Annotated in this window: 22 protein-coding genes and 1 pseudogene; 11 read left to right on the top strand and 12 right to left on the bottom strand. The window is 60.8% G+C overall.

Annotation, left to right across the window (positions count from 1 at the left end; genetic code table 11):
* Positions 1–12: 12 nt before the first annotated feature.
* Entirely contained in the window at positions 13–912 is a 900-nt protein-coding gene (locus tag ACYZTL_RS05220; protein ID WP_461950883.1) for a LysR family transcriptional regulator, read from the bottom strand.
* 111 nt (positions 913–1,023) lie between these two features.
* Here ACYZTL_RS05220 and ACYZTL_RS05215 point away from each other — a divergent pair.
* Positions 1,024–1,164: pseudogene (locus ACYZTL_RS05215) on the top strand (SDR family NAD(P)-dependent oxidoreductase); the annotation flags it as partial.
* 16 nt (positions 1,165–1,180) lie between these two features.
* Positions 1,181–1,783, top strand: coding sequence for an NADPH-dependent F420 reductase (locus tag ACYZTL_RS05210; RefSeq protein WP_461950882.1), 603 nt, complete (start codon positions 1,181–1,183; stop codon positions 1,781–1,783).
* A gap of 260 nt (positions 1,784–2,043) precedes the next feature.
* On the opposite strand, the gene ACYZTL_RS05205 is transcribed toward ACYZTL_RS05210, so the two are convergent.
* Genes ACYZTL_RS05205 through ACYZTL_RS05195 form a run of 3 tightly spaced genes read right to left on the bottom strand, consistent with a single transcriptional unit; the run spans position 2,044 to position 4,637 of the window.
* A complete protein-coding gene (locus ACYZTL_RS05205; RefSeq protein ID WP_461950881.1) occupies positions 2,044–3,225 on the bottom strand; it encodes an acetyl-CoA C-acetyltransferase in 1,182 nt (393 codons plus the stop codon).
* Between the two features lie 11 nt (positions 3,226–3,236).
* Positions 3,237–3,902 carry a CoA transferase subunit B gene (locus ACYZTL_RS05200; RefSeq protein WP_057399619.1) on the bottom strand — a complete coding sequence of 222 codons (666 nt, stop codon included), beginning with the start codon at positions 3,900–3,902 and terminating at the stop codon, positions 3,237–3,239.
* 36 nt (positions 3,903–3,938) lie between these two features.
* On the bottom strand, positions 3,939–4,637 hold the full coding sequence (locus ACYZTL_RS05195; RefSeq protein WP_415769732.1) for a CoA transferase subunit A: 699 nt from the start codon (positions 4,635–4,637) through the stop codon (positions 3,939–3,941).
* A 280-nt stretch (positions 4,638–4,917) separates the two neighbouring features.
* Between ACYZTL_RS05195 and ACYZTL_RS05190 the strand changes: the two genes are divergently transcribed.
* A complete protein-coding gene (locus ACYZTL_RS05190; protein ID WP_461950880.1) occupies positions 4,918–5,820 on the top strand; it encodes a LysR substrate-binding domain-containing protein in 903 nt (300 codons plus the stop codon).
* 120 nt (positions 5,821–5,940) lie between these two features.
* Here the strand turns inward: ACYZTL_RS05190 and ACYZTL_RS05185 are convergent, their stop codons facing one another.
* Both ACYZTL_RS05185 and ACYZTL_RS05180 read right to left on the bottom strand, forming a co-directional pair.
* On the bottom strand, positions 5,941–6,783 hold the full coding sequence (locus tag ACYZTL_RS05185; RefSeq protein ID WP_461950879.1) for an NAD-dependent protein deacetylase: 843 nt from the start codon (positions 6,781–6,783) through the stop codon (positions 5,941–5,943).
* Between the two features lie 162 nt (positions 6,784–6,945).
* A complete protein-coding gene (locus ACYZTL_RS05180) occupies positions 6,946–7,992 on the bottom strand; it encodes a class I SAM-dependent methyltransferase (protein WP_461954265.1) in 1,047 nt (348 codons plus the stop codon).
* 345 nt (positions 7,993–8,337) lie between these two features.
* On the opposite strand from ACYZTL_RS05180, the gene ACYZTL_RS05175 reads away from it, so the two are divergent.
* The 3 genes from ACYZTL_RS05175 (at position 8,338) to ACYZTL_RS05165 (ending at position 11,406) form a co-directional block, all read left to right on the top strand.
* Positions 8,338–9,672 carry an acetamidase/formamidase family protein gene (locus ACYZTL_RS05175; protein ID WP_461950878.1) on the top strand — a complete coding sequence of 445 codons (1,335 nt, stop codon included), beginning with the start codon at positions 8,338–8,340 and terminating at the stop codon, positions 9,670–9,672.
* A gap of 143 nt (positions 9,673–9,815) precedes the next feature.
* Positions 9,816–10,655: an HvfB family MNIO-type RiPP peptide maturase gene (locus tag ACYZTL_RS05170; protein ID WP_461950877.1), complete on the top strand. Its 840-nt coding sequence runs from the start codon at positions 9,816–9,818 to the stop codon at positions 10,653–10,655.
* A complete protein-coding gene (locus tag ACYZTL_RS05165; protein ID WP_461950876.1) occupies positions 10,648–11,406 on the top strand; it encodes an HvfC family RiPP maturation protein in 759 nt (252 codons plus the stop codon). Before ACYZTL_RS05170 ends, ACYZTL_RS05165 begins: the two co-directional genes overlap by 8 nt.
* Positions 11,407–11,563: 157 nt before the next feature.
* Here ACYZTL_RS05165 and ACYZTL_RS05160 read toward each other — a convergent pair whose 3' ends face one another.
* The 5 genes from ACYZTL_RS05160 to ACYZTL_RS05140 form a co-directional block, all read right to left on the bottom strand.
* Positions 11,564–12,511: a phosphatidate cytidylyltransferase gene (locus ACYZTL_RS05160; RefSeq protein ID WP_461950875.1), complete on the bottom strand. Its 948-nt coding sequence runs from the start codon at positions 12,509–12,511 to the stop codon at positions 11,564–11,566.
* Entirely contained in the window at positions 12,508–13,107 is a 600-nt protein-coding gene (locus ACYZTL_RS05155) for a lysophospholipid acyltransferase family protein (RefSeq protein WP_461950874.1), read from the bottom strand. Before ACYZTL_RS05155 ends, ACYZTL_RS05160 begins: the two co-directional genes overlap by 4 nt.
* Positions 13,094–13,726 carry a CDP-alcohol phosphatidyltransferase family protein gene (locus ACYZTL_RS05150; RefSeq protein WP_461950873.1) on the bottom strand — a complete coding sequence of 211 codons (633 nt, stop codon included), beginning with the start codon at positions 13,724–13,726 and terminating at the stop codon, positions 13,094–13,096. Before ACYZTL_RS05150 ends, ACYZTL_RS05155 begins: the two co-directional genes overlap by 14 nt.
* Positions 13,727–13,871: 145 nt before the next feature.
* Complete coding sequence (locus tag ACYZTL_RS05145; protein ID WP_461950872.1) at positions 13,872–15,179, bottom strand: ATP-binding protein; 1,308 nt, start codon at positions 15,177–15,179, stop codon at positions 13,872–13,874.
* Positions 15,176–15,916, bottom strand: a complete 741-nt coding sequence (locus ACYZTL_RS05140; RefSeq protein WP_407012909.1) for a response regulator — start codon at positions 15,914–15,916, stop codon at positions 15,176–15,178. The genes ACYZTL_RS05145 and ACYZTL_RS05140 overlap by 4 nt, the downstream gene beginning before the upstream one ends.
* A gap of 306 nt (positions 15,917–16,222) precedes the next feature.
* Here ACYZTL_RS05140 and ACYZTL_RS05135 point away from each other — a divergent pair, with 306 nt between their 5' ends.
* The 3 genes from ACYZTL_RS05135 to ACYZTL_RS05125 all read left to right on the top strand — a co-directional run bounded on the left by ACYZTL_RS05135 (position 16,223) and on the right by ACYZTL_RS05125 (position 18,161).
* Entirely contained in the window at positions 16,223–16,483 is a 261-nt protein-coding gene (locus ACYZTL_RS05135) for a DUF2790 domain-containing protein (protein ID WP_461950871.1), read from the top strand.
* Between the two features lie 48 nt (positions 16,484–16,531).
* Positions 16,532–16,744: a hypothetical protein gene (locus tag ACYZTL_RS05130; RefSeq protein WP_461950870.1), complete on the top strand. Its 213-nt coding sequence runs from the start codon at positions 16,532–16,534 to the stop codon at positions 16,742–16,744.
* Positions 16,745–16,931: 187 nt separating this feature from the next.
* Positions 16,932–18,161 (top strand): cytochrome c biogenesis protein DipZ, encoded by a 1,230-nt coding sequence (locus ACYZTL_RS05125; RefSeq protein ID WP_461950869.1) that lies wholly within the window; start codon positions 16,932–16,934, stop codon positions 18,159–18,161.
* Between the two features lie 9 nt (positions 18,162–18,170).
* Here ACYZTL_RS05125 and ACYZTL_RS05120 read toward each other — a convergent pair whose 3' ends face one another.
* On the bottom strand, positions 18,171–19,163 hold the full coding sequence (locus ACYZTL_RS05120; RefSeq protein WP_461950868.1) for an AraC family transcriptional regulator: 993 nt from the start codon (positions 19,161–19,163) through the stop codon (positions 18,171–18,173).
* Positions 19,164–19,345: 182 nt separating this feature from the next.
* Between ACYZTL_RS05120 and ACYZTL_RS05115 the strand changes: the two genes are divergently transcribed.
* Together ACYZTL_RS05115 and ACYZTL_RS05110 are read left to right on the top strand one after the other, a co-directional pair.
* On the top strand, positions 19,346–19,615 hold the full coding sequence (locus ACYZTL_RS05115) for a DUF4242 domain-containing protein (protein WP_461950867.1): 270 nt from the start codon (positions 19,346–19,348) through the stop codon (positions 19,613–19,615).
* A 33-nt stretch (positions 19,616–19,648) separates the two neighbouring features.
* Positions 19,649–20,461 carry a class I SAM-dependent methyltransferase gene (locus tag ACYZTL_RS05110; protein WP_461950866.1) on the top strand — a complete coding sequence of 271 codons (813 nt, stop codon included), beginning with the start codon at positions 19,649–19,651 and terminating at the stop codon, positions 20,459–20,461.
* The last annotated feature ends 42 nt before the right edge of the window (positions 20,462–20,503 follow it).

The raw sequence follows: 20,503 nt of genomic DNA, 5'->3' as shown, positions 1-20,503 counted from the left end.
CGCGAAGGGCGATTACGCGGTCTTCCTTTGAAACGCCTCAACCACAAAATCAATAAACACCCGGGTCTTGGCCGGCATCAGTGTCCGGCTCGGGTAATACAGCGAAATCGGCCCCGCATCGGCGTGCCAGTCCGGCAGCAGTCTCACCAGCTCCCCGCGCTGGATACTCGCCGCCACATCCGGCAGCACCAGCAACGTCACCCCCAAACCCAGTATTGCCGCCTCGCGCATGGCGGCGGGGTCATTGAGCACGATGTTGTCGTTCAGGCTGGCCGCCACTTCATGACCCGCGCCATCCTGCATGACCCACTGCCGAATCCGCCCGGTGCGTACCCCGCGCATCACGATGCCGTTGAACCGGTGCAAGTCCGCCGGGCTGTCGGGCAGTGGGCGTCCCGCCAGATAGGCCGGGGAGGCCACCGCCACCACATACGCCGCCAATGTCCGTGACACCACCCCCGGCGTAAGCTCGAATCCACCACCAATGGCCGCGTCAAAGCCTTCTGCAATCAGGTCTACGGGACGATTTTCGAAGTGCCATTCCGGGCGAATCAACGGGTAGCGCGCCAGAAACGCCGGCAGCAGCGGCAGGATATGACCGATGCCGAAGGTCGGCGCCAGGCTCACCTTGAGCACGCCTGCCGGTTCGCCGCGGTCGGTGGTCACCGTGCTGATCGCCGTCTGCAACGCTTCCAGATTGCCGCCGATGCTGGCCAAAAAACGTTCACCGGCCTCGGTCAGGGACAACTTGCGGGTCGAGCGCTGGAACAGCCTCACGCCGATGTTGCGTTCGAGCATCGCCACGTTGCGACTGACCGCCGCCGGCGTCAAAGCGAGCAAGCGTGCCGCCGCCGAGAAGCTTCCGGTTTCAGCGCTGCGCACGAAGGATTCGAGGTTGGCGAGGGTTTCCACGGTTGGAACCTGCTATCAATGCTTGAAGATCATTCAAGTCATTACCCGCTAATCAGACGCTAATGGCAAGCGCAGTATTCACTCCATCCCCATCCACGGAGTGAGTGATCAATGACAACTTCCCACCTTCCTCTCACAGGCCAAACCGCTCTGGTCACTGGCGGCTCCCGCTCGATAGGCGCAGCGATTGCCAAGCGCCTGGCCGCCGACGGCGCCAACGTCGTGCTGACGTTCAGCGCATCCCCGGCCAAATTTTGAGGAAGACATCATGAGCACTATTGGAATCATCGGCGCCGGCGCCATCGGCGCAGCGTTTGCCCGAGCACTGTCGCGCCAAGGCATTGAAGTGATCATCGCCAACAGCCGTGGACCAGAAACGCTGGCCTCGCTGGTGGCAGAACTCGGCCCGACGGCGCGTGCCGGAACCCGTGGAGAAGCGGCCGCCCAGCCCATCGTTCTGGTGGCGGTCAATTGGTCGAGATTGCCGACTGCATTGGCCGGTTTGCCGGACTTTGGCGGGCGGATCGTGATCGACGCCAACAACTCGATCGAGGCGCCGTCGTTCAAGGCTGTGGATTTGCAGGGCCGCATGTCCACCGACGTGTTTGCCGAATGGGTGCCGGGGGCGCGGGTGGTGAAGGCGTTCAATCACTTGGTGGCGCGCTTGCTGGAGAGTGATCCGGAAGCGGAGGGCGGCAAGCGAGTGTTGTTTCTGTCGGGCGATGATGCCGAGGCGAAAACTCAAGTGGCGTCACTGATCGAGCGCCTGGGTTTCTTCGGTGTCGACCTTGGGGAGCTGAGTATCGGTGCGCGGCTGGTGCAGTTTCCGGGTGGTCCGCTGCCGGCTCTGAACCTGGTGAAATTTGCCTGAAGGCTAGACGAGAAAACCCGGTGTATCTGATGACAGTCAGTTCATATAGACACTGACTAATTGTGGCGAGGGAGCTTGCTCCCGCTCGAGTGCGAAGCGCTCGTAAAATCTTCGACAGTTGCCGAGATTTTGGGGCTGCTTCGCAACCCAGCGGGAGCAAGCTCCCTCGCCACAAAAGCTTGCAAGCCCCTACAGAAACACCGGGGGTGTTGCCAGACGGCGGCGGATCTTCGTGGGTCCCCGCGCCGTCTGTTGAACGCTTACGCTCGTTCGATCGCCAGCGCCACGCCCTGACCACCACCGATGCACAGGGTGGCGAGGCCTTTCTTGGCGTCACGCTTGATCATTTCGTGCAGCAGGGTCACCAGCACCCGGCAACCCGACGCACCAATCGGGTGGCCCAGTGCAATGGCACCGCCGTTGACGTTGACCTTGTTCAAGTCCCATTCCAGGTCCTTGGCCACCGCCAGGGATTGCGCGGCGAAGGCTTCGTTGGCTTCGATCAGGTCCAGTTGGTCGATGGACCAGCCGGCCTTGTCCAGGCAACGACGAGTGGCCGATACCGGACCGATGCCCATGATCGCCGGGTCCACGCCCGCGTTGGCATAGGCTGCGATTTTCGCCAGCACCGGCAAACCCAGGGCCTTGGCTTTTTCCGCGCTCATCAGGATCACGGCGGCGGCACCGTCATTCAGGGACGACGCGTTACCGGCGGTCACCGAACCGTCCTTCTTGAAGGCGGCTTTCAGTTTGCCCAGGGATTCGGCCGTGGTGCCGGCCCGTGGCTGCTCGTCAGTGGCGAAGGACAGCGGATCGCCCTTACGCTGTGGAATCAGGATCGGCGTGATCTCATCGGCAAAACGCCCGGCTTCGATGGCGGCCGTGGCTTTCTGCTGCGAGGCCGCAGCGAAGGCGTCCTGTTGCTCGCGGGTCAGACTGTACTTCTCAGCCAGGTTCTCGGCGGTGATGCCCATGTGGTAATCGTTGAATGCATCCCACAAACCGTCGCTGATCATGGTGTCGACGATTTGCGCGTTACCCATACGCAGACCGGTACGGGCGCCGGGCATGACGTAATTGGACAGGCTCATGTTTTCCTGGCCGCCGGCAATGATTACCTCGGCATCGCCGCAACGAATTGCCTGAGTGGCCAGATGCAGGGCTTTCAGGCCCGAGCCGCAGACCTTGTTCAGGGTCATCGCCGGCACGGTAAACGGCAGGCCGGCCTTAATTGCCGACTGGCGCGCAGGGTTTTGCCCGGCGCCGGCGGTCAACACCTGGCCCATGATGACTTCATCAACCTGCGCAGGGTCCAGACCGGTTTGCGCCAACAACTGACGGATCACCGCGGCGCCGAGGTCAACGGCGGACACATTGGCCAGCGAGCCCTGGAAACTGCCGATGGCGGTACGCGTGGCGGCGACAATGACGACTTCTTGCATGGAATGATTCCTCACTGGGCAGCGAACTGCATTTCCGGAACGTGATCTGGCACGATCAGTTTACCGGCAGTCTTGGCGACGATCTCCTCGACGCTGACGCCCGGTGCACGTTCCTTGAGAATGAACGCGCCGTTTTCGATTTCCAGGTAGGCCAGGTCAGTCAGCACACGCTTGATGCAACCGGCGCCGGTCAGCGGCAGGCTGCACTGGGACAAGAGCTTGGACTCACCGTCCTTGGACGCGTGGGTCATGATGACAATGATGTTGTCCGCGCCGGCCACCAGGTCCATGGCGCCACCCATGCCCTTGACCAGCTTGCCGGGAATCATCCACGAGGCGATGTTGCCTTGTACGTCTACTTCAAAAGCGCCCAGCACGGTCAGGTCGACATGACCACCGCGAATCATCGCGAAGGACTCGGCCGAGGAAAAGATCGAAGCGCCGATACGCGCGGTCACGGTTTGTTTGCCGGCGTTGATCATGTCGGCATCGATGGTTTCTTCAGTAGGAAAAGGACCCATGCCGAGCAGGCCGTTCTCCGACTGCAGCATGACTTCCATGCCTTCAGGGATGTAGTTGGCGACCAGGGTCGGAATGCCGATGCCCAGGTTCACGTAGAAGCCGTCCTGCATTTCGCGGGCGACGCGTTGAGCCATTTGTTCGCGGGAGAGTGCCATTGTTGTTATTCCTTCATTCGGTCCGGGGGCAGGGGATCACTTACGCACGGTGCGCTGTTCGATGCGCTTCTCGAACGTGCCGCAAATGACCCGATCGACGTAGATGCCAGGGGTGTGGATCTGCGCCGGGTCCAGCTCGCCGGGCTCGACGATTTCTTCGACTTCGACCACGGTGATCTTGCCGGCGGTGGCGGCCAGCGGGTTGAAGTTCTGGGCGGTGTGGCGGTAGATGACGTTACCGAAATGGTCGGCTTTCCAGCCTTTGACGATGGCGAAGTCACCGGTGATGGACTCTTCCATCAGGTACTTGCGACCGTGGAATTCGCGCACTTCCTTGCCGTCGGCAACCGGGGTGCCAACGCCGGTGGCGGTGAAGAAGGCCGGGATGCCGGCGCCGCCCGCACGCATTTTTTCGGCGAGGGTGCCTTGAGGGGTCAGGACGACTTCGATTTCGCCTTTCAGCAGTTGGTCTTCGAACAGTTTGTTCTCGCCGACGTAGGAGGCCACTACTTTGCTGATCTGCCGGTCTACCAGCAGCACGCCGAGGCCGAAACCGTCGACGCCGCAATTGTTGGAAACCACGGTGAGGTCACGGGTGCCTTTGCGCTTGATCTCGGCGATCAGGTTTTCCGGGATGCCGCAGAGGCCGAAGCCACCGGCGATCACGGTCATGCCGTCTTCAAGACCTGCCAGAGCTTCCTCGTAGGAACTCACGCGCTTGTCGAAACCTGCCATATGCACCTCTTTTATTCTTTGTGGGCGGCTGGCTAGCCGTATGGGATGAAGTGTCTCGCCGGCGTATTTATTTGTTAAGTTGATTTTTAAGGTTTATTGATAGATAAAACTCACCAATCCGTAGGAGCTGCCGAAGGCTGCGATCTTTTGATTTTTGGACGGCCATCAGATCGCACAAGATCAAGATCAAGATCAAGATCAAGATCAAGATCAAGATCAAGATCAAGATCAAAAGATCGCAGCCTTCGGCAGCTCCTACAATACCTCGGAGATACCGCAGATGACCGTCAAGCAGATCCGCGCCTTTCTGGCAGTAGCCCAGAGTTTGAGCTTTGCCGTGGCGTGCGAGCGGTTGCACCTGTCGCAATCGGCGCTGAGCCTGACCATCAAGGCGCTGGAGGAGGGGCTGGGCGGGCGGCTGTTTACGCGCAACACGCGCAATGTGGCTTTGACCGCTGAAGGTGAGGCGCTGGTTCCGTTGGCCCGCCGACTGATCGCGGACTGGGACAATGCTGAAGATGAACTGCGCCAGCGTTTTACCCTGCAACGCGGGCGGGTGACGCTGGCGGCGATGCCGTCGTTTGCCGGCAACCTGCTGCCGCCGATCCTCAAGACGTTTCGTGCGCGCTACCCGAAAGTCAACGTCACGGTGAATGACGTGATCAACGAACAGGTGCTGGAAATGGTGCGTGATCGGCAGGTCGAGCTGGGGGTTGCGTTTGAGCCGACGCAGAGTTCGTCGTTGCAATTCACGCCGTTGTATATGGACCGGTTTGTGGCCGTCGTGCCGCAGGACTCTCCGTTTGCGGAACGGGCTGACATCGACTGGCAGACCTTGCTTGAGGAACCGTTCATTACCTTGCAGCGACCGTCGACGGTGCGGGTGATGCTGGAAGAGCACTTGCAGGCGCGGGGGATGAAGTTGCCGGTGGAGTTTGAAAGCCATCAGTTGGCGACGGTCGGAAGGATGGTGGCCAGCGGATTGGGGGTGAGCGCGGTGCCAGCGTTGTGCGCCGGGCAGATGCGCGAGCTGGGCGCGCGGTGTATTACCTTGCGCGACCCGGTAGTGGAGCGGGCGATTGGAGTGTTGACCAAACCGGGGGTTGAATTGTCGGCGGCGGCGCAGGCGTTGTTCGATATCCTCAGGGAAGAAAACCTGGGCCAACAGGTTTCCATGGACTGATCACTGTCTACCTAATGTGGGAGCCAGCCTGCTGGCGATAGCGGTGTGTCAGTCACCATGAATGCTGGGTGTGCCGACCCAATCGCCAGCAGGCTGGCTCCCACAGGGATTTGCGGTGGGTCAGGAAGTGAGTCGTTGAGCCAGCAACGGTAACAGCTGTTCGCAGGAGGCTTCTATTTTCATATCCAGCAGGTCATCCGCCCGCGTCTTCCCCAAGTTGATCGCCAGCAACGGCTTGCCCTGATCCGCCACCGCCCGACACAAGCGAAACGCCGAATACGCCATCAACGAAGACCCGACCACCAGCAGCCCCGCGGCTTTTTCGACCGCGGCCATCGCCTTGGCCGCTGTCACCTGCGCCACGTTCTCGCCAAAAAACACCACATCCGGTTTCATCCGTTCACCCGCGCAGTGCGGGCATTGCGGCACTTGAAACCGCGCCTCGAACGCCGAATCGAGCAAGGTATCGCCATCCGGTGCCTGTACCGCGTCGACACCGGCCAGGTAAGGGTTCTGCGCTTCCATCAACTGCTGGATCGAATCGCGCTCGCTGCGTTGCCCGCAGTCCAGGCACAACACCCGGTGCAGGCTGCCATGCAGTTCGATCACATCATGGCTTCCCGCTTGATCATGCAATGTATCGACGTTCTGGGTAATCAATCCCCCGATCCGCCGGGTGCTTTGCAGACTGGCCAGCGCCTCGTGCGCCACATTCGGTTGGGCCAGGCGAACACGCGGCCAGCCGAGCATCGCCCGCGCCCAATAGCGGCGCCGGGATTCCGGGGCGCAGAGAAATTCCTGATACATCATCGGTTGCCGGCCCCGGCGCACGCCTTGATTGTCGCGGTAGTCCGGAATGCCCGACGAGGTGCTGATGCCGGCACCGGTCAGCACCACAAACGGTTGGTCGGCCATGAGCTGCTGGAGCCGGTCGAGTTGTTCGCGGGTGCGGCTGTCGAGCATGTTCAACACTCCGGTGGGCCTGTAGGAGCTGCCGAAGGCTCGGGCCGCGTTCGGACGATCTTTTGATCTTCAGCGATTTCAGCATCGCCAAATCAAGATCAAAAGATCGCAGCCTCCGGCAGCTCCTACAGTAAGCGGTTCGCAGTCAGCGGTCACCGGTGATTATTTACGCGCTTCCAGAATCAGGTTGAACGGCGTTTCCGTGGCCCGTCGGAACGTCTTGAAACCGGCCTCGGTAAACACTTTGCGCAACCGCGCCTCGCCCGCCTGGGCACCGAGCCCGAGACCGACTTCCTGGGACAGGGAGTTCGGCGTACAGATAAAGGTCGAGGCCGCGTAGAACAGCCGGCCAACCGGGGTGACGTTGTCGTCGAGTTTGTCATTGGCGAACGGTTCCACCAGCAGCACTGTGCCGTCCGGTTTCAGCGAGTCATAAGCGTGCTTTGCCGCGCCCACCGGATCGCCCATGTCGTGCAGGCAGTCGAAATAGCAGACCAGATCGTAGTCGTCGCCGGGATAGCTTTTTGCCGTGCCCTGGAAGAACCGCGCCCGGCCGGCTACGCCGCCTTCTTCAGCACGCTGGGTGGCGACGGTGACGGAAGGGGCGTGGTAGTCGAAGCCGACGAACCGTGAATCCGGAAACGCCTGGGCCATGATGACCGTGGAGGCGCCATGGCCGCAGCCGATGTCGGCGACTTTGGCGCCTGCTTCCAGTTTGGCGACGACGCCGTCGAGGGCCGGTAGCCACTCGGCGATCAGGTGCGCTTTGTAGCCGGGGCGAAAGAATCGCTCTGTGCCGCTGAACATGCACGGATGGTGATCGCCCCAAGCCAGGGCGCCGTTGCCGCGCATGGCGTTGACCAGTTTGTCCTTGTCATGGAAAAACGACGCGACCACCCCGATACCCCCGGCGATGTAGACCGGTGAGTCTTCGATGGCCAAGGCCAGGGCTTGTTCTTCGGGCAGGCGGAACTGGCCGTCGGTGTGTTCCATATAGCCGGAGGCGGCGTGTGCGCTGAGCCATTCGCGCAGCAGGCGGGGGTTGCAGCCGGTCTTGTCGGCGAGTGCTTCAGGGGTGATTGGCTGACTGTCGGCCATGGCCCGGTACAGCCCAAGCTCTTCGCCGAGGATGACGTTGGCGAGCATCGCCGCGCCGCCCATGTCGTTCACCAATTTGCCCATGAAATCGTTGAGTCGGGCCTCGTCCATCATGTGTCCTCCTTCAGCAGGATCACGGTCCAGAAGCATTGTTTTCCGAGGCATTCAGCTCTGGGCGGTGGTCGTGGGAATGAACAGGACAATAACCGCGTCCTGGGTGCACTTAGTTTAGTCCGGGGGCTGTGCGCCGCCGTCCGGAGCGACGAAAGCCCGCATTCCCCTGACTCCCACAGGGTTCAGTGGTGACCACAAGGATCGTGTGTATCGCACTGTATCCAACTCCCTGCTCGATACAGTTCCCCGCAACCCCGACCACTGCCGAACACAGTCCAGATACAAACCTGCGATGAACTGCACAGGCCGTTTGGCACCCTATACACCGTGAAGGGGACAACAATGACCACGCTCCTGTCTGAAACCGACCTGAAATCCACACCCGTCAATCGTCTGCGCGTCGACCAATACACCAGCGGCCTCATCGGCCCGAGCCAGCCGATGCTCGGCCCATTGGCCGACGGCGGCACCCTGATCACCGGCACGCCGCCGGGCTGTTGGGGGCCGATGATTACGCCGGCCTTCGAGGGCGGCCATGAAGTCACTCAACCGGTGGCCATCGCCGGTGCCGAAATCGGCGATGCCGTGGCAATCAAGATCAAAAGCATGCGCGTCACTTCGCTGGCCACCTCTTCCGGCGTGATGAGTTTTGTCGAAGGCCGATACAACGGCGACCCGTTCGTCTCCAAGTTCTGCAGCAAATGCGGCACCGAACACCCGGCCAGCCACGTCGAAGGCATCGGCGAGGATTCGATTCGCTGCAACAACTGTGGCGCCGAGGTCAGCGCGTTCCGTTTCAGCCACGGTTATGTGATCGTGTTCGATGCGCAGAACCAGGTCAGCCTGACCGTCAATCAGGACATCGCCAATCAACTGGCTGGCAACGCTTCCGAGATGTCGGCGCTGCCGGAATTCGCCGCCCAGCATTCGATCCTGTCCCTGGCCCGCGCCGACATTCCCGGCGTCGCCGCGCACATGCGACCGTTCCTCGGCAACATCGGCACCACGCCGTCCCGTGATTTGCCGGACTCGCACAACTGCGCCGATTTCGGCCAATACCTGATCGGCGCGCCGCACCGTTTCGGCATGACCCGCGAAGAACTGCACGCGGCCAAGACCGACGGTCACATGGACACCAACTCGATCCGCGAAGGCTGCGTACTGATCTGCCCGGTGAAGGTGCCGGGGGCCGGGGTGTACATGGGCGACATGCATGCCCAGCAGGGCAACGGCGAAATCGCCGGGCACGCCACCGATTGCTCCGGGGAAACCGAAGTGCAAGTGCAAGTCATCAAGCACTTGACCCTGGAAGGCCCGATCCTCCTGCAAAACCTTGATGATCTGCCGCCCATGGCGCGGCCGATGAATGCCGGGCAGCGGCAAAAAGTCCGCGAGCTGGGCGAGCGCTGGGGTCAGCATGAAATCGAAGAAAGCGGCCCGATCACCTTCATCGGCAGTGGTGAAAACCTCAACGTGGCGGTGGAGAACGGTTTGAAGCGCGCCGCCTCGGTCACCGGCCTGCCGTATGACGAAGTGCTCAACCGCGCGACCATCACCGGTTCCATCGACATCAGCCGCTTGCCGGGCACCGTGCGCGTGACGTTCCTTTGCCCGATGAAGGTGCTGGATCGCATCGGCATCGGCCAGTTGGTTCGCGAGAAGTACGACCTGGCGTAACGCCAACCGGCGGGTTTGTACCGAAGTGTGTACAGACCCGCCGACGATACAACCGCTGCGATTTTCTGCCGGAACGGAACACAGGCCCGATACACCGCTTCGGTTAACTGTGATTACGTTCTGACAACCTTGAGATCGACATCATGCAGACTCCCATCACCTCAGCGAAAGCGACCGTCGGACTTGGCCTGCGTCGCGGTTTAATGAAGGATCTTCAGGCCGCCTCGGTGGGCGATTTCGACTTTCTGGAAGTCGCGCCGGAGAACTGGATCGGCATCGGCGGCGCCCTTGGCGCGGCGTTGCGCGCCTTGGCCGAACGGTATCCGTTGTCCTGTCACGGTCTGTCGCTGTCATTGGGCGGACCGGCGCCGCTGGACGTCGGTTTTCTGCAGGAAGTCCGGGTTTTTCTCGATCAATACAACGTACCGCTGTACAGCGAGCACCTGAGCTACTGCAGCGATGACGGTCACCTTTATGACCTGTTGCCGTTGCCCTTTACCGAAGAAGCGGTGCATCACGTCGCCGCGCGCATTCGTCAGTCCCAGGACATTCTTGGCCGGCGTCTGGCGGTGGAAAACGTCTCTTATTACGCGGCGCCACAGCAAGACATGGACGAGTTGACGTTCACCAACGCGGTGCTGCGCGAAGCCGATTGCGACCTGCTGCTGGACGTCAACAATGTGTACGTCAACTCGATCAACCACGGTTTCGATCCGCAGACCTTTCTGGCCGGCATCGACTCGGGCCGGGTGGTGGCGATGCACGTGGCCGGGCATTTCGATGAGTCCGACACCTTGAAAATCGACACCCATGGCGCGTCGGTGAAACCGGTGGTCTGGTCGTTACTGGCCGAGGCTTATGCTCGATTCGGCGCGCAACCGACGCTGCTGGAGCGGGATTTCAATTTCCCTGCGTTCGCTGAACTGGTCGCCGAGCTGCAAACCATCCGCCGCCTGCAAGCCGAGGGGGTGAGCCGTGGATAAATCAGCCTTGTTTCAGCAGCAGAACACCTTTGGTCTTTACCTGCGCGACCCCGATCATTGCGCGCCGCCAGTCGGAATGGATGTGGCGCGGGCACAGGTTTACCGCGACCTGATTTTCAACAACCTGTCGATGTTGCTCAGCGGCACTTTTCCGGTGCTGATCAAGATTCTCGGTGATGAGCACTGGCGTTCGCTGGTGCGAATCTTCCTGCGGGACTACCGCGCGCACACGCCGAAATTCGGTGAGATCGCCCAGGAGTTTGTCGAGTTTCTGGCCGCACAGCCGCCGGCGTTGAATGACGGGCCGTGGCCGCCCTTCATGGTCGAACTGGCGCATTACGAGTGGGTCGAGATGGCGTTGCAGCAGTCCGAGGCCGAGCCGTTGCCGGCGAGCGATGCCGGGGCGCTGCTGGATCGACCGTTGCAGGTTTCGCCGCTGGCCTGGCCGTTGGCGTATGCGTGGCCGGTGCATTTGGTCGGACCGGATTATCGACCCGACGCTGTACCGGCCCAGCCGACGTTGCTGCTGGTGCGTCGGGTTGAAGACTGGAGTGTGAAGTTTTCCGAATTGAGCCCGTTGGCGTGGCGGTTGTTGCAGCGGATTGGAGAGTTTCCCGAGCTGAACGGGCGCCAGCAGCTGGAGGGATTGGCCGTCGAGGCAGGCGCGGCCGGGTCGCAGGATTTCATGGACAGCGGGGCGGCGTTGTTGCGGCAGATGCATGGTGAAGGGGTGGTTGGCGTCGCTGCTTAAGAGCGCGATCTCCAGAACACCTCAGCCCTAATGTGGGAGCGGGCTTGCTCGCGAAAGCGATTTAACATTCAACATTTATGTTGGCTGACACTTCGCTTTCGCGAGCAAGTCGAATCGTCGCACCGCCGCTCCCACAGTAGTTTTGTGTTGCCCTGTCTTATTGGGCGGAGAAAAAGTACCGCGTCAGGTGAAAGAAGATCGGTGCCGCAAAGCAGATCGAGTCCATCCGGTCGAGCATGCCGCCGTGGCCCTTGATCATGGTGCCCCAGTCCTTGGCACTGAGGCTGCGTTTGATCGCCGACATCACCAGCCCGCCCAGGAAGCCCATCACCACGATGACGAACGACATCATCAGCGACTGCCAGAAACTGAACGGCGTCATCCAGAACATGCAGCCGCCAATCAGCGTGGCAGACAAACCGCCACCCACCAGGCCTTCCACGGTCTTCGACGGACTCACCAGCGGCGCAACCTTGTGCTTGCCGAAGAGCTTCCCAAACACGTACTGCAACACATCACTCAACTGGACGACGAACACCAGGTAGAACAGCAGCAGCGCGTTCTGGCCCTGGAAGCCTTGCAGATCCAGCAGCAACAACGCAGGCGCGTGGCTGATGCAATAGATGCAAATCATCACACCCCACTGGATCTTCGCGGTCCTTTCCAGAAAGCCTTCCGTGTCCTGACTCAGCACCGCAATCGCCGGCAGCAGCAGGAAGGCGTACACCGGAATCAGCAGCGTGAACATCGAATACCAGTGGGTTCCGATCAGCACATATTGCAGCGGAATCAGGATGAAAAATGCCGAGAACAGTGCGTTGTGATCGCCCCGGGTGGTGGGAGTCAGGGTGATGAATTCCCGGAGCGCGAACAGCGAAATGAAGCCGAAGAGCACGACCGTTGCATTGCCACCCAACTGATAGGAAACGAAGAAGATGATCACCATCCCCCACCAGGCATTCACGCGCTGGTTGAGGTTTTCGATGGTCGAGATCGAACTTTCCGTTTTGGCGCGCCGGGCCAGCAGTCGACCGGTGAGCGAAGCCACCGCCAGCAGGCAGGCGATTGCAAAAAAGAACCACAGGAACTTTGCTTCAAGACTCATTTCGACAGCCTCACAATGGCGTCACGCGCGCGCTCCAGAAACACCTGTTTTTCCTCGCCGGCCATCCGCTCCAGCGGGTTGCCGATCCGGATCGTGCAGATAATCGGCAGCGGTACGTGCTTGCCTTTGGGCATGGAGCGATGCAGGTTTTCCAGGTAGATGGGCACCAGGTCGACATCGGGGAAAGTCTCGCTTAACCGGTAAAGCCCCGATTTGAACTCACCGGGCAATGCCTGACTGGACCGCGTGCCTTCCGGAAAGATGATGATCGAATGGCCGGCGCGCACCACATCAAAAATGGGCTCCAGCACGTTCACGCCGGGCGCCGGGTTACGTTCGATCAGCACGGCATTCAACCCTTTCTGCGAGATGTACGACAGAAACCGGTTCTTTCCCCAGTAATCGGCAGCGGCCACCGGTTTCACATTCACCCGGGCCTCGGGGGGCAGGGCGGCGATGATTGCGAGGGTGTCCATATGGCTGGTGTGATTGGCGAAATAGATGCGCTGGCGCGTGAGGTCCGGTGGACTTTCCCATCTTGCTGTGACGCCGATGAGGAAGCGAAGAACAGAAATCAGCGCATTACTGATCCACATCGGCGGCACCTTTTAGCTGCTTGGAAATGTCCAGCGTTCGCGTGACACAAGTGGTGACGGAGCCGATGGCGATGATGATCAACGCAATCAACAGCACGTAGTGACTGCCATAAACGCTCGCTTCGACAGCGTTCAGCAAAAGGCCTGCGGTCATCACCGCCATCCGGTGTTGCTTGGCCATCGGGCCGATGAAGCTCTGCTTGAGACCGATCGAACCGCCAAACACCCTGACATACGCCGTCAGTGCCGCGGCCAGCGCCGCAAACCAGCCAAGGTCCGAATAGCCGATGGCATAGCCCAGCCCGACAATCAGCAGGCTGTCGGCAATCCGATCGGGGAATTCGTTGTAGAGGCTGCCGATGTCGGATTTCTTGCCGCCCTCAATTGCCACCATCCCGTCGAAGAGATTGCACAGCAGGCGCAATTGAATGCCGATCGCGCAGAGGATTGATCCGGTAATGCCGTTATCGATATTGAGCGCCACGATGCCGAACAGCGCGAAAGCGATGCTGGCGACGGAGATCTGATTGGGGGAGAGGTCCTTTTTCACCAGGATATCGGTGATGCGTTTGGCCCATCCCGCAGAACGCGTCTTGATGGGTCTTCTGTTTTCATCCATTAGCTAATGTCCATATAAATGATGAGGTCGTGCTTCTGTAGGAGCGAGCTTGCTCGCGATGGAGGATAACGATAACGCGTTCATCCAGACAGCACGCGTTATCGTTAACGTCCATCGCGAGCAATCGAGCGTCGACCGGCTGCTCCTACAGAGGTCGGGCTGGCAACTTCAACTCCGCGCACAACCCACCGCCCTCGCGATTGCTCAACGTCAACGAGCCGCCAATCGCCAGCGCCAATTGCTGGGCAATCGCCAGGCCCAGGCCCGTTCCGCCGGTGCTGCGGTTACGCGAATTCTCCACGCGGTAGAACGGCTCCATCACGTGGGCCAGTTCCTCTTCTGCAATCCCGGGGCCGCGGTCCATTACCTTCACCGACAAACGGCCACCAGGCTTCGATTCCACCTGTAACTCCGCCGCGCCGGCGAATTTGAGCGCGTTGTCCGTCAGGTTCACCAGCACGCGTCGCAATGCGTGCGGCCGGGTGTCGATGACGGCTTCACTTTTACCACTGAGCTGTACGTCCTTGCCCATGTCCTGATAGTCGAACACCAGGCTGTCGAGGAACGAATCCAGATCGGTGCGGCGGCTCTCTTCGGTGGCGCCATGGACGCTGCGGGCGTAGGCCACGCCTTCACGCACCAGGTGCTCCATCTCGCCGAGGTCGTTCCAGAGTTTGTCTTTTTCGCTGGAGTCGTCCATGAATTCAGCGCGCAGTTTCATGCGCGTGATCGGCGTTTGCAGGTCGTGGGAAATCGCCGCCAGCAGTTGCATGCGTTCTTTCAGATAGGCCGCGATGCGCGCCTGCATGGCGTTGAAGGCCATGGCGGCATGGGCGACTTCGGTCGGGCCTTTTTCGTCCAGGTGCACGGCGTGGGTGTTGGGGTCCAGGGTCTCCACTGCCTGCGCGAGGCGGGTGAGGGGGCGGATGGCGATTCTCACGGCCAGCCAGGTGCAGAGAATCATCAGCAACAGTTGGCCCAGCAGAACGATGGGCAACCATGGCGATAACGGCACCATCGACGGGCGCACGTCGATGGTCACCGGGCTGCCATCGGCCAGTTTCAGATGGACCTGAAAGTGTTTTATCGGCCCCGGAATATCGGTCACGGTCATCGGGTAATCCTTGCCAATTGCATCCTTGATCGACGTCATCGCAATCGGCGTGTCGCTCATGGCCGTGCCCGGCGAACCTTCATCCAGCAAGTAGCGGTAATTGCGCCGTTCCAGTTGTTGTAACCAACTCATGCGTTCTGCGGCCGGCAAGCGGTCGAGGATGGCGATGGAGGTCGAAACGTCGGTCTCCAGATTGCCGAGCATGGTGTTTTTCGCACTTTCGTAACGCTCGTAATACTGCGCGCCGAAGGACAGCGCCTGCGCCAGAATCAGGCCGATCAGAAAGATCAGCGAAAGCCGTGAGGCGAGGGTGCGAGGCCAGCGCAACGAGCGTTTCATGAGGGCGCACCGAGGACTTCCACCGGCAGCGAAAACACATAGCCTTCGCTGCGCACGGTTTTGATGTACGCCGGTTCCCGCGCATCGTCGAGCAAGCGCTGACGCAGGCGGCTGACCAGCAAGTCGATGGAGCGGTCGAACAGGTCGGCGTCGCGGCCCTGAGTCAGGTTCAGCAACTGGTCGCGATTGAGCACGCGTTGAGGATGATCGAGGAATACCCGCAGCAACCGATACTCCGCGCCGCTGAGCGCAACCATGGTGCCGTCGTCATCGAGCAAGTGGCGGGCCGACGTGTCAAGGCGCCAGCGCCCGAAGGCCAGCAGGCGTCCGCTTTCGGTGACCACCAGGTTCGGCGGCAGCATCCGCGTGCGGCGCAGCACCGCGTTGATCCGCGCCAGCAGTTCACGGGCGGCGAACGGCTTGACCAGGTAATCGTCGGCGCCCATTTCCAGGCCGATGATGCGGTCGGTTTCATCGTTGCGGGCGGTGAGCATCAATACCGGCGTGGCTTTGTGTTTGCCGGCGCGGATCTCGCGGCACAGCATCAGGCCATCGTCGCCCGGCATCATGATGTCGAGCACGATCAGGTCCACCGGTGTGGTCTCCAGGAACGCGCGCATCTGCCGGCCGTCAGCGACGACGGTGGTGCGCAGGCCATTCTTCTTCAGGTAGTTGCCTACCAGCTCTCGAATCTCGCGGTCATCGTCCACGATGAGAATGTGATCGACGTGTTCCATGGGGCCAGGCCTCTGAAAATGGGGGATGACGCACAGTCTATCGAGCCTTTGCCTGCTCGCCCGCCACCCTTTGTATTGCAGTGTATCTGGTGTGTCGGCGGATACACACGGAGGCAAAAACGCCGGATTTCAGGGGGTTTGTATCGCTGTGTATCCGCAGGCGGTTTTGATACGTACCGATTTACACGCGCCTGTTTTCGACACAGACGAGATACCTCGCAGGCTTCTAATGGGTTCCATCGAGGCAAACCCAACCGCCTCGGCTCAATTGAACGACCTACCCATTGAAGCCTTGAGGAAACCACCATGAACACCAAAGCCGTCTACGCCGCTTGCCTGTTTGCCGCACTGAACATCTGCACCTTGTCAGCCCGCGCCGAGGCAGACGTCACCCCGAAAACCTACACCTATGGCACGCACCTGGACATCAAGAAAGTGGTGTCGATGAAACAGGACGCCACGACTTCCTGCGGGATTGTGGGTGCCCAGATGACCTACCTGGATTCCCAAGGCAAAACCCAGGTCCTGGACTACCGCAAATTTGCTGACTGCAACTCAGACAACTGAGTCCTTCGCTGACCGATTGCCAATCCCCTTTGATACAGGAAGAACACCATGAACAACGTCACCCGCTACCTGACCGCCGCTGCCTTCGCCCTTGCCGGTGCCGCCGCCCACGCCAACGCCGCCGTTGAACAAAGCACCTGCGGCAGCAGCACCTGCTTCCAGCTGACCCCGGTGAACGAGCAGGGTGCCAATGACTTGCTGGTACAGGATGGTTCCAGCCGCACACCGCAGGGGCATGTGCTGGATAACGAGACGGCCTGAAGCCGTACACAGTCTCTGTAATCACCACCGATCCAGTGTGGGAGCGGGCTTGCTCGCGAAGGCGGAGTGTCAGTCGCCATCAATGTTGAATGTACTGGCCCCTTCGCGAGCAAGTCGAATCGTCGCACCGCCGCTCCCACATTGGATCTGTGTGAATCAACACCCTCATTTGCATTAGGTGATCCTCATGTTCCTCATCGCTTTCCTGGGCGGCATATTGACCGTCCTCAGCCCCTGCATCCTCCCGGTCGTGCCGTTTCTGTTCGCCGGCGTTGACCGCACCCGTTCGTCGATCCTGCTCACCCTCGGCGGCATGGTCCTGACCTTCGCCCTGATTTCCAGCCTGGCCGTGGTCAGCAGCGAATGGGTGGTTCAAGCCAATAACACTGGCCGTCACGTGGCGCTGATCGTGATGGGGCTGTTTGCCCTGTCGCTGATTTCCGCGCGGGTCGGTGACTGGCTGGCACGCCCATTCGTACTGCTGGGCAACCGCCTCGACCCGGACACCCGGAAAATGTCCGGCCCATTGGGTTCGGTCATGATCGGTGTCGCCACCGGACTGCTCTGGGCTCCGTGCGCCGGGCCGATCCTCGGTGTGATCCTCACCGGTGCCATGCTGCAAGGCGCCAACGCGCAAACCAGTCTGTTGCTGGTGGCGTACGGTCTGGGCAGCGCGTTGTCGCTGGGCACTTTGATCTTCGCCGGCCGCGGCCTGGTCAATCGCTTGAAAGCGTCGATTTCGGTCACCGGTTGGTTGCGTCGGGGTGCGGGGTTTGCAGTGCTGGCCGCTGCGGTGGTGATTTCCACCGGCGCCGACAAGACCCTGCTGGCCGGCACCTCGTCCGAAGGCGTCAGCACCCTCGAGAAAAGCGTGTTGGAAAGCGTACCGAAAGTGGTTGATTACCTGGTCAGCAAGGTCAAGGCCGACACGACCCTGGACAATGCCCAAGGCGCGATGCCATCGCTGTCCGGCGCCGTCGAATGGCTCAACTCGCCGGCACTGACCAATGACTCGCTCAAAGGCAAAGTGGCGCTGGTGGACTTCTGGACCTACGACTGCATCAACTGCCAGCACACCCTGCCTTATGTGAAGGACTGGGCACAGAAATACGAGAAGGATGGCCTGGTGGTGATCGGCGTCCACACCCCGGAATATGGCTTCGAACGCATCATTGGCAACGTCAAGGATCAGGTGAAGAAACTCGGCATCACCTACCCGGTGGCCATCGACAACAACTACGCGATCTGGCGCAACTTTGAAAACCAGTACTGGCCCGCTCACTACCTGATCGACGCCAAGGGTCAGGTGCGTTTCACCCACTTTGGTGAAGGTCGCTACGAGACTCAGGAGAAGATGATCCAACAGTTGCTGGAAGAGGCCAAGGCAGACGCCAAAGCTCCCGCACCAGCGGCGTAAACCTGCAAATCAATGGCTCACAGGCTCCGCGCCGTGGGCCATTGTTCTTTTCTCCTGACCGCGCCGCCATGCCGCCGGCGGTGCGCCAAACTCACGACGAAACGCCCGGCTGAACGCCGTGTCGGTCTGATAACCCACCTCTTCGGCAATCCGCAGCAATGAGCTGTTACTGCTGCGTAACAGATTGGCCGCCAGCAGCATCCGCCATTGCGTCAGGTACTGCATCGGCGAAATCCCCACCAGTTGTTGAAAACGTTCCGCCAACACCGACCTTGAAGTGCCGGCGGTGCGCGCCAGTTCATCCAGTGTCCAGGTGTGACAGGGTTTTTTGTGCAGCGCATTGAGAGCGGCGCCAACAATCCGGTCGCCCACACCCGCCAGCCAACCGGTCCGACCTTCGCCCTGTTCGTGCATGTACAGGCGCAGCACCTCGATGAACAGCACCTCGGCCAGTTTGGCCAGAACGCCTTCGCCACCGGGCCTTGGCGATCGGGCTTCGGCCAACGCATAACGAACCGACGACTCCAGCCAGATGCCGGCATTCGAGCCACGCACATTGACCCGGACCACGGCCGGCAACCCGGTCAGCAACATGCCGGCCAATCGTGTGTCGCACGCCAGATAGCCGCACACCAGCCGCGTGACCGCGCCACCACCGCCGTAGCTCAACTGCCGCGGACGACGTGACAGCACCACATCCAACCGCGCACCTGTGGCGGGTTTAAGACCGGGAGCCGAGCCCATGCGGTGCGCGTCGCCCTGAGGGAACACCACCACATCGCCGGCCGTTAGAAGAAGGGGCGGATCATCACCGAGCTCGACATAACACTCGCCTTCGGTGATCAAGTGAAAGATCACCACGCGTTCGGCGCCGGGCTCCAGAAACGGTGCTGCCGTGTCGGCGCTCGGCGACTGGTAGCACCAGGGCGCGGTGAACCTGGCGTTGATGAAAATCGCGCCGACCAGGCGGACGACGCGCAGGGTCTGGGACAGGGCGTCCATGGTGGTTTTCCCCTATGGGCGGGCAGCTTTTGATTGTGAGCCTGTCGCGGCGCAACGCGAAACCTCCGGACGATCGGACAAGGTTGGCCGACGATCGGGCAGGACGCCCCCGGCCAGCAGCGCGATAGTGGTCACGCAGGGTCTGCCGACCCTGTCATCAATAACAAGAATGAGAGGTTGCCATGCCGAAGTTCGTCATTGAACGCGAGATTCCGGGTGCTGGAACACTGTCAGAAAGGGATTTGAAAGCGGCTTCGCAAAAGTCCTGCCGGGCGTTGCGCGACTTGCCGGAGGTGCAGTGGCAGCAGAGTTATGTCACCGGCGACAAGCTCTACTGCGTGTACATCTCGCCCAGCGAAGAGTTGATCAGGGAACACGCCAGGCAGAGCGGTTTCCCGGCCAACAGCATTTCCCGGGTCACGACCATCATCGATCCCACCACGGCAGAATAAGCCGGGGATGTAGCCCGTAACGGAGCGGATTTAATGAGTACACCCATTGATCTTACTGCCTTGAAAAACCGTCAGATGGCCTCTTGGGCCAGTGGCGACTACGCCGTGATCGGCACCACCTTGCAGATTGTCGGCGAGCAGCTCGCCGAAGCCTGCGACCTGCTCTGCGATGAACGCGTGCTGGACGTCGCCGCCGGTAACGGCAATGCGACGCTGGCGGCCGCACGCCGTGGCGCTCACGTCACCTCAACCGACTATGTGGCTGCACTGCTTGAGCGTGGCGAAGACCGGACCCGGGCGGAACGCCTGGAGGTCATCTTTCAAGTGGCCGACGCCGAGGCACTGCCTTTCGAGGACGCCAGCTTCGACGCCGTACTTTCAACTTTCGGTGTGATGTTTACACCGGACCAGGCAAAAGCGGCTGCGGAGCTGGCGCGTGTCTGTCGCCCCGGTGGCCGGATCGGCCTGGCCAACTGGACGCCTGAAGGCTTTGTCGGCCAGATGTTCAAAACCCTGGGCCGCCATCTGCCGCCACCGCCGGGGGCTCAACCGCCGTCGAACTGGGGCACCGAGGCCTGGTTGCATTCACACTTCGATGAACGGGATTTTCTGCTCCAGGTGACCCGGCGGTTCTTCAACTTCCGTTACCGCTCGGCGGTGCACTTCATCGACACGTTCCGCACCTGGTACGGCCCGGTCCACAAGGCGTTCGCGGCGCTGCCCCCGGAAGGTGCCAAAGCCTTTGAAGACGACCTGACCGAGCTGATAAACCGCATGAACCGGGCGGGAGACAAGTCGCTGGTGGTGCCGAGTGAATACCTTGAAGTGGTGATCACCCGACGTTGACTTGCCTACACAAAACCCCTTGTGGGAGCGGCGGTGCGACGA

The sequence above is a fragment of the Pseudomonas sp. LB3P81 genome (assembly GCF_054897965.1).
The sequence above is the reverse complement of the archived record's forward strand: the minus strand, read 5'-3'. Positions and strand labels throughout refer to the sequence as shown.

Excerpts from the sequence above, each read along its gene's own strand:
- ACYZTL_RS05160 (WP_461950875.1), bottom strand. The coding sequence starts at position 12,511 with ATGAGTCTTGAAGCAAAGTTCCTGTGGTTCTTTTTTGCAATCGCCTGC.
- ACYZTL_RS05125 (WP_461950869.1), top strand. The coding sequence starts at position 16,932 with ATGTTCCTCATCGCTTTCCTGGGCGGCATATTGACCGTCCTCAGCCCC.
- ACYZTL_RS05195 (WP_415769732.1), bottom strand. The coding sequence starts at position 4,637 with ATGGCAGGTTTCGACAAGCGCGTGAGTTCCTACGAGGAAGCTCTGGCA.
- ACYZTL_RS05110 (WP_461950866.1), top strand. The coding sequence starts at position 19,649 with ATGAGTACACCCATTGATCTTACTGCCTTGAAAAACCGTCAGATGGCC.
- ACYZTL_RS05150 (WP_461950873.1), bottom strand. The coding sequence starts at position 13,726 with ATGGATGAAAACAGAAGACCCATCAAGACGCGTTCTGCGGGATGGGCC.
- ACYZTL_RS05205 (WP_461950881.1), bottom strand. The coding sequence starts at position 3,225 with ATGCAAGAAGTCGTCATTGTCGCCGCCACGCGTACCGCCATCGGCAGT.
- ACYZTL_RS05120 (WP_461950868.1), bottom strand. The coding sequence starts at position 19,163 with ATGGACGCCCTGTCCCAGACCCTGCGCGTCGTCCGCCTGGTCGGCGCG.
- ACYZTL_RS05170 (WP_461950877.1), top strand. The coding sequence starts at position 9,816 with ATGCAGACTCCCATCACCTCAGCGAAAGCGACCGTCGGACTTGGCCTG.
- ACYZTL_RS05190 (WP_461950880.1), top strand. The coding sequence starts at position 4,918 with ATGACCGTCAAGCAGATCCGCGCCTTTCTGGCAGTAGCCCAGAGTTTG.
- ACYZTL_RS05115 (WP_461950867.1), top strand. The coding sequence starts at position 19,346 with ATGCCGAAGTTCGTCATTGAACGCGAGATTCCGGGTGCTGGAACACTG.
- ACYZTL_RS05200 (WP_057399619.1), bottom strand. The coding sequence starts at position 3,902 with ATGGCACTCTCCCGCGAACAAATGGCTCAACGCGTCGCCCGCGAAATG.
- ACYZTL_RS05145 (WP_461950872.1), bottom strand. The coding sequence starts at position 15,179 with ATGAAACGCTCGTTGCGCTGGCCTCGCACCCTCGCCTCACGGCTTTCG.
- ACYZTL_RS05185 (WP_461950879.1), bottom strand. The coding sequence starts at position 6,783 with ATGCTCGACAGCCGCACCCGCGAACAACTCGACCGGCTCCAGCAGCTC.
- ACYZTL_RS05130 (WP_461950870.1), top strand. The coding sequence starts at position 16,532 with ATGAACAACGTCACCCGCTACCTGACCGCCGCTGCCTTCGCCCTTGCC.
- ACYZTL_RS05155 (WP_461950874.1), bottom strand. The coding sequence starts at position 13,107 with ATGTGGATCAGTAATGCGCTGATTTCTGTTCTTCGCTTCCTCATCGGC.
- ACYZTL_RS05210 (WP_461950882.1), top strand. The coding sequence starts at position 1,181 with ATGAGCACTATTGGAATCATCGGCGCCGGCGCCATCGGCGCAGCGTTT.
- ACYZTL_RS05175 (WP_461950878.1), top strand. The coding sequence starts at position 8,338 with ATGACCACGCTCCTGTCTGAAACCGACCTGAAATCCACACCCGTCAAT.
- ACYZTL_RS05140 (WP_407012909.1), bottom strand. The coding sequence starts at position 15,916 with ATGGAACACGTCGATCACATTCTCATCGTGGACGATGACCGCGAGATT.
- ACYZTL_RS05180 (WP_461954265.1), bottom strand. The coding sequence starts at position 7,992 with ATGGACGAGGCCCGACTCAACGATTTCATGGGCAAATTGGTGAACGAC.
- ACYZTL_RS05135 (WP_461950871.1), top strand. The coding sequence starts at position 16,223 with ATGAACACCAAAGCCGTCTACGCCGCTTGCCTGTTTGCCGCACTGAAC.